This window comes from Frankia sp. CoWAU3, assembly GCF_977971855.1.
In genome coordinates, this window is sequence record NZ_CDWWXB010000234.1 from 1 (window position 1) to 4,141 (window position 4,141).

Consider the following 4,141-nt stretch of genomic DNA (forward strand, 5'->3'; position numbering starts at 1 on the left):
GCGGGCATTCCCCGTTGGCCGCCGTGTTGGCCGCCGTCAACTCCGCGCTCCGCGCGTCCTGCGACGCGCTGCCCGCGGCCAGGTGCGCGATCCACACCGGCCCGGTGAACCCGGGACGGGACGCCCGGGCGTGGAGTGGGTAGGCCTGTTGGGGTGGACGGGCGGGCCTCGCGTCCTCCTGCCCGACGATTAGCGTTAGCGTCGTTGTGCCTGCTCAGGGGCGGATGCGCCGGCTGGCCGCAAGGAGCGCCAGCGCCGCGACCTGCACGGCGGCGGTGACGGCGATGAGGGCGGGGATGGACAGGTCGTAGAGCGCGCCGGCCAACGCGCCGCCGGCGGCGGTGGTCGCGCCGACCACGCCGGCGAAGACGCCGTAGGCGCTGGCCCGGCGGGCGGGACGAGGTCGGCGACGGTGGCCCGCAGGGTGGATTCCTGCACGCCGGTGGCCGCTCCCCACACCAGCGTCCCGGCGACGGCCAGCGGCGGCAGCACGGCGAGCACACCGGGGCCGTGGCGGTCGTAGGCCCAGCCGGTCGCGAGCGCGGCGAGGGCGTCGACGCCCATGGCCGCGGCGTACACGACAGGCACCGCGGCCACCGGCAGCAGGCCACGGGTGACCGCGTGGAAGGACAACACGCCGAACGTCGCCAGCCCGGTGGTGGTCGCGGTCGTGAACCCGGCATACGTCCAGAACGCCCGGGGTAGTCGGGCCCGGGGCGCGGCGGCCGGGGCCGGGCCGGTACGGGGGACGGGCACGGCCGGCGGCTCGTCCGGCTCGTAGCCGGCCGGGTCGGGCACGCGGGCCCGCAGCCAGAGCAGAACAGCAAGGACGCCCAGGCCGGGCAGGGCCAGGACGCCGAGCGCCGGGCCGTAGCCGGCGCCGGAGGCGAGCACCGCGGCGACGAGCAGCGGCCCGGCCAGCGCGCCGAGCTGGTCCATCGCCTCGTGCACGGCGAACCCGCGGCCCCGGCCGGTGGCGGCGGTCGCGTGGGAGAGCAGTGCGTCCTTGGCCGGGCTGCGAACCGCCTTCCCGACCCGTTCGGCGATCACCAACAGGCCGGCCGCCCACAGCACGCCGGTCACGCCGAGCAGGGGCACGGCGGCGACGGTCAGCGTGTAACCGGCGATCGTCCACGCCCAGAACCAGCCGGGGCAGCAGCGCCGCGGCCTCGCCCACCCCGGTGACGACACCGACCACGACCGCCGACGCGCCGAGGGAGGCCAGCAGCGGCCCGGTGACCGACCGGGCGCCTTCGTAGACGACGTCCGCCAGCATGCTGACCACGCCGAAGACCAGGACAAACCGCCACGGCCGTAGCCTGACCGCGGCGGCGGGCGCTGTGCTCGTGCCGTGCGTCGGTCGGATCATCCCCACACCGCCCGCGCCAGGGCCGCGCCGAGAGCGGCGGCGCCGAACGCGGCGAGCACACTGCCGGCGACGTTGGCCGCGGCCAGCAGCCGGGCGCCGTCCTCGGCCAGCCGCAGCGTTTCGTAGGAGAACGTCGAGTAGGTGCTCAACGCCCCGCACAGCCCGCTCCCCACCAGCGACACCACCTGCTCCGACGCCGCCCACGCCCGCGGCGCGCCCGCGCCCGCGGCGCCGGCGACCAGGCCGAGGAGCAGACTGGCCGTGACGTTGACGGTGAACGTACCCCAGGGAAAGACCGTGTCGTGTCGGGCCTGCACCGCCCGGTCGGTCAGATAGCGCAGCGGCGCACCGGCCGCGGCCCCGGCGATCACCAGCAGCCAGTTCACCGACTCGCCTCCCGGCCGACGTAGCGGATCACTTCGACCTCGTCGAGGATGACCAGCCCCTCGGTGACGAGTTCATCGAGTTGCGGGAGGAAGGCCCGTACCCGTTGCCCGTCATCGACGATGACCACCGCCACCGGCAGGTCCTCGCTCAGCGACAGCAGCCGGGCGGTGTGCACGATCGAGGATGCGCCGAACCCCTCCACGCCCCGGAACACGCTCGCCCCGGCCAGCCCGGCGCGGTGCGCCCGGTGCACGATCTCGCTGGCCAGCGGCCGGTGATGCCACACGTCGCTCTCCCCGACGAACACCGTCAGCCGCAACGCCCGGCCGCTCAACCTCATCACGCCCGCCTTCCCGCGACCCGTCGCGTCCTCGCCACGAACCATCGCATCGCAGCCGCCGCCGCCCACACCGTGCCCAGCGCGGCGAGGACGCTCAGCACCAGGTACGCCAGTGCCAGCCCGGCCCGCCCGCCGTCCACCAGCCGCTGCGCGTCGAGCGCATACGTGGAGAAGGTGGTGAACCCGCCCAGCACCCCGGTGCCCAGGAACGGGCGGACCAGCGGATGCACCGTCCGCACGTCGGTGATCAGCACCATCAGCACACCGATCGCCGCGCAACCGGCCGTGTTCACCGCCCAGGTGGTCCACGGGAACGTGCCCGGCATCGTCGGCCACACCAGCGACGCCCCGTACCGGGCACATGCCCCCACCGCCCCACCGGCCGATATCACCGCCAGCAGCGGGACCGCGACCGGCGCGTGACGAAGCTGCCGGCGCCGCACCGGGACAGGCCCATCACCATCAGGGTCGGTGCCATCAGGGTCGGTCGGTGCACCGACCGTCTGCTCGGTGTCGTCCACGCCCGCCCCCCTACCTGCGCGACACCCGGGCCAGCCAGGCATGACTTGTCACAGGTAGGGACCGTTGGCGGCGCGCTGCCGCGGTTCGGGTCCGGCGGGCCCCACCGCCGCGCGGTGACCGAAAGCCGCCGCCGTCACACCATACCGGCTTCACTGCCACCGGTTCACCGCCACCGCCGGACGTCGTCAGCCCCCACCAGGATGCCGGCAGCCGCCAGGCCGGGCGGGTGCCGGCCTGCCCGGCCTGGCGTGCTCAGGCGGCAGGCAGGAGTTCCCCGATGAGTTTTTCGACGCGGGCACGGATGTCGTCGCGGATGGGTCGGACGGCGTCGAGATCCTGGCCGGCGGGGTCGTCGAGTGCCCAGTCCTCGTAGCGGATGCCGGGGAAGACGGGGCAGGTGTCGCCGCAGCCCATGGTGATGACGACGTCGGAGGCCTCGACGGCGTCAACGGTGAGGATTTTCGGGGTTTCGGCGGTGATGTCGATGCCGACCTCGGCCATCGCGGCGGCGACGGTGTTGATCCGGTCGGCGGGTATGGAGCCGGCAGAGCGGACCTCGATCTTCCCGGCGGCGAGACGGGTCAGCCAGCCGGCGGCCATCTGGGAACGGCCGGCGTTGTGGACGCAGACGAACAGCACCGAGGGCTTCGCAGACACGACGGTGTCCTTTCCGGTCGGGTTGCCCAGGTCGATCACGAGACACCTCCAGGAAGAGGTGAAGGGGCGGCGCCGTTGGGTGCCACCGCGCTGTCCGGGTGGGTGAGCAGCACCCCAGCGGCCTGCGCCGGGCCGGTGGGAGTCGGCGGGTAGAGCAGCCGCAACAGCCCGTAGCCGACCGCGCCGCCCAGCGCCTGGGCGGCGATGAACGCGGGCACCGAGGCGGGGGCGATCCCGGCGAAGGTGTCGGAGAACATCCGCCCGATGCTGATCGCCGGATTCGCGAAGCTGGTGGAACTGGTGAACCAGTAGGCCGCGCCGATGTAGGCGCCGACCGCGGCCGGTTCCCGCTCACCCCGCCCGGACCGCACCAGCGCGAAGATCAGCAGGATGAGGCCGGCGGTCGCGACGACCTCGGCGAGCAGATGCGCCCCGGACACCCGGTGATGCGTGGAGATCGACACCGCCGACCGGTCGAACATCAGGTTCGCCAGCACCGCCCCAGCGACGCAGCCGAGGATCTGGGCGGGCAGGTAGGCGACGGCGTCCCGCCACGACAGCCCCCCGAACGCGGCGTCGACCACCGTGACCACCGGGTTGACATGCGCCCCGGACACCGGCCCGACCATCAGAATGATCGCGTAGAGGCCGGCGGCGGTCGCCGCGGCGTTCTCGACCAGCTGCAGGCCTGTCTGGTCCAGGCTGAGCTGCGCCGCGGCGATCCCAGACCCGACGACCAACGCGGCGAGCAGCATGGCGCCCAGCGCTTCGGCGGCCAGCCGCCGCACCAGCGGCGGCCGGCCCTCCCCGTTGTCTGTCACCGTTCGCTCTCAGTGGCCGGTGCCGGCGGTGGCCGGCTCGATCGT

General features: G+C 74.1%; 6 protein-coding genes. All 6 read right to left on the reverse strand.

Going from position 1 to position 4,141, the window contains the following annotated elements; all coding sequences use genetic code 11:
* Positions 1–195 precede the first annotated feature (195 nt).
* Positions 196–1,191, reverse strand: a complete 996-nt coding sequence (locus tag AC08ON_RS16085) for an MFS transporter (RefSeq protein WP_476607769.1) — start codon at positions 1,189–1,191, stop codon at positions 196–198.
* A 174-nt stretch (positions 1,192–1,365) separates the two neighbouring features.
* On the reverse strand, positions 1,366–1,755 hold the full coding sequence (locus AC08ON_RS16090; protein ID WP_476607770.1) for a fluoride efflux transporter FluC: 390 nt from the start codon (positions 1,753–1,755) through the stop codon (positions 1,366–1,368).
* On the reverse strand, positions 1,752–2,096 hold the full coding sequence (locus AC08ON_RS16095; RefSeq protein WP_476607771.1) for a DUF190 domain-containing protein: 345 nt from the start codon (positions 2,094–2,096) through the stop codon (positions 1,752–1,754). Before AC08ON_RS16095 ends, AC08ON_RS16090 begins: the two co-directional genes overlap by 4 nt.
* The gene (locus AC08ON_RS16100; protein ID WP_476617263.1) at positions 2,096–2,539 is read right to left on the reverse strand and encodes a fluoride efflux transporter FluC; all 444 of its coding nucleotides are present in this window, start codon (positions 2,537–2,539) and stop codon (positions 2,096–2,098) included. Before AC08ON_RS16100 ends, AC08ON_RS16095 begins: the two co-directional genes overlap by 1 nt.
* 331 nt (positions 2,540–2,870) lie before the next feature.
* The gene (locus tag AC08ON_RS16105) at positions 2,871–3,275 is read right to left on the reverse strand and encodes an arsenate reductase ArsC (protein WP_476607773.1); all 405 of its coding nucleotides are present in this window, start codon (positions 3,273–3,275) and stop codon (positions 2,871–2,873) included.
* A gap of 35 nt (positions 3,276–3,310) precedes the next feature.
* Positions 3,311–4,096, reverse strand: coding sequence for an aquaporin (locus tag AC08ON_RS16110; protein WP_476607774.1), 786 nt, complete (start codon positions 4,094–4,096; stop codon positions 3,311–3,313).
* Positions 4,097–4,141 lie beyond the last annotated feature (45 nt).